At 33.7% G+C, this 2,376-nt stretch carries 1 protein-coding gene; it reads left to right on the top strand.

What is annotated here, in order from left to right; all coding sequences use genetic code 11:
* Positions 1-61: 61 nt before the first annotated feature.
* Positions 62-2,376 (top strand): transglycosylase domain-containing protein (locus EZH24_RS10365; protein ID WP_137999055.1); only part of this gene is annotated, 2,315 nt, incomplete at its 3' end.

Genomic DNA, 2,376 nt, shown 5'->3' with positions numbered 1-2,376 from the left:
TAATAGTATCATATGTAAATCAGAATAATTATCTTACAATATTAATGCGGTATTTATTTAAATGAATAAAAAAAATATAAATAAAAATATAAAGATAAAGAAAAAATCTAAATTTAAAAGTTTCATAATTGGAATTTTTGTTATAATTCTTCTTATATTTGCAATTTGCGGAATTGGACTCGCTTTTTTTGTCGGAGGAATTTATAGAGATTGGCTTGGCAGAAGAACTCAAAGCATGGCGATGCTCGAAGAATATTATAATATAATTGTCATAAGAGGAAACGAAAAACGAATAAGATATTTTAATCCTCTCAATCCTTTCGGCGATTCTCCCCCCACAAGAATTTACGATAGAAATAATATATTAATCGGAGAATATATGCCTCCTTCTTACGAAGTGGTTAATATTGACGATATTAATCCGCTTTTGGAACAGACTTTGCTTTTGATGGAAGACCAGAGATTTTACTCGCATCATGGAATCAATTATTTTCGTTCGGCTTATTTGGGAATAAAAACTATTTTGTCTCGAAGAATTGTCGGAGGAGGCTCTACTCTCACCCAACAGCTTGCAAAATTATTGTTTACGAAAAGCGAAAGAACAATTGAAAGAAAATTATTTGAAATGTTTGCAGCAAAAGAAATAGAAGACAGATACAATAAAAAAGAAATTTTAGCTATGTATTTTAACACGGTTTATCTCGGAGACGGAAATTATGGATTTGAAGCCGCCGCAAATTATTACTTTCAAAAACCTTTAAGGCAATGCAGATTATTGGAATACGCAATATTGGTTGGAATGCTCCCAAATCCAAGTTATTATTCCATAGTCAATAATCCCGATAACAGCAGAAAAAAAGTGGAGCAAATTCTTTCAAGACTCGTGAAAAATAATATTATAGATAGAGAAACTATGAAAGGAGAGCTGGAATTATTTGACGGAGAATATAGAAATATTAGCAAGCAAGTTAAAGGCTCGCAATGGAAAATGACGGTAAACAGAACGCCTTATGTAAACGAATATGTGAGGCAGGAACTTTTAAATTATTTCAATAAGGACGAACTCGCTTTATCGGGTTTAAGAATTTATACTACGGTAAACGAAAGATATTATAGAGCGGCGGATTTGGTAATGAAAGAAAAAATAAGAGAACTTCAAGCTTCCTCTTCAAATAGAAGTTATCAAGGAGCTTTGGTTTCTATAGACCCGAAAGACGGCGGAATACTCGCAATGATTGGCGGAGACGGTTATACTTTAAATAATCAATTTAACAGAGCGGTTCAAGCGAAAAGGCAAATAGGAAGCGCAATAAAACCGTTTATTTATTTATACGCGTTCGAGGGAGGAGCGCAACCTTTTTCAACGGTAATCGACACAAATTATACTTATCCGCAGGGAGTCGGAAAACCTTCTTATTCTCCAAGAAATTACGATAGAAGATATAGAGGCGAAATGACATTGGAAACGGCGCTTGCAAAATCTATAAATACTATTGCCGTAAAATTATTAAACGATATAGGTTTGTCTTATTTTATAGAACATTCTAAAGAATTTTTCGGAGATAACGCCTATATACCAAACGCTTTGTCTATTGGACTTGGAACTATGGAAATGAGTCCTTTGGATTTGGCATCCGCTTACGGAGCTTTGGCAAATTACGGAATCAAATACGAGCCTTATATAGTCGCAAAAATCTTGGATATAAACGGGATGGAATTGAGCGTTACGGCTTTAGCCGATAGAACTCCTCATAAAATAAGCGGAACTTCCCCGTCTTCTTATTATTTTTTGAATACGACTTTACAAAAAGTTATAGCTCAAGGCGGGACGGCTTACAGAAGCGCAAACTCTTACAATTTTCATTATCCTTCTTTTTCGGCAAAAACTGGAACGACAAGCGAGCATAAAGACAATTGGTTTGCCGCGTATAACGATGAGATAGCGACTATAACTTGGATTGGAAGCGACAGAAACGATGTTTTGCCGAATAATGTAACTGGAGGAGCGACTACGGCTTTGGCTACTTTTCAATATTTGAATTATATAACTTCGGAAAATAAAAGAAATTTTAATTGGGATGTTCCAAACGATGTGTTTATAATAGAAATATGCAAAGAATCTGGACTTCCAAGAAATCATACTTGCATTAATACGACTCCTTTAACGGTTGGAGGAAATGTAGATTTAAGCTCGCAATGTCCTATCGACCATATAAGAAGCGGAAGCCGAAGAATCGAAAATAATTACGAATTTAACGAAACTAACGAAGACGAAGAATTTTATTATTATACTCCTTTGGAAGAGGAAAATAATAATAATAATAATAATAATAATCATAATAATAACAATAAAAATAATAATAATATATATATTCT

This window comes from Brachyspira catarrhinii (genome assembly GCF_005518285.1).
Classification (GTDB): domain Bacteria; phylum Spirochaetota; class Brachyspiria; order Brachyspirales; family Brachyspiraceae; genus Brachyspira; species Brachyspira catarrhinii.
The sequence above is the reverse complement of the archived record's forward strand: the minus strand, read 5'-3'. Positions and strand labels throughout refer to the sequence as shown.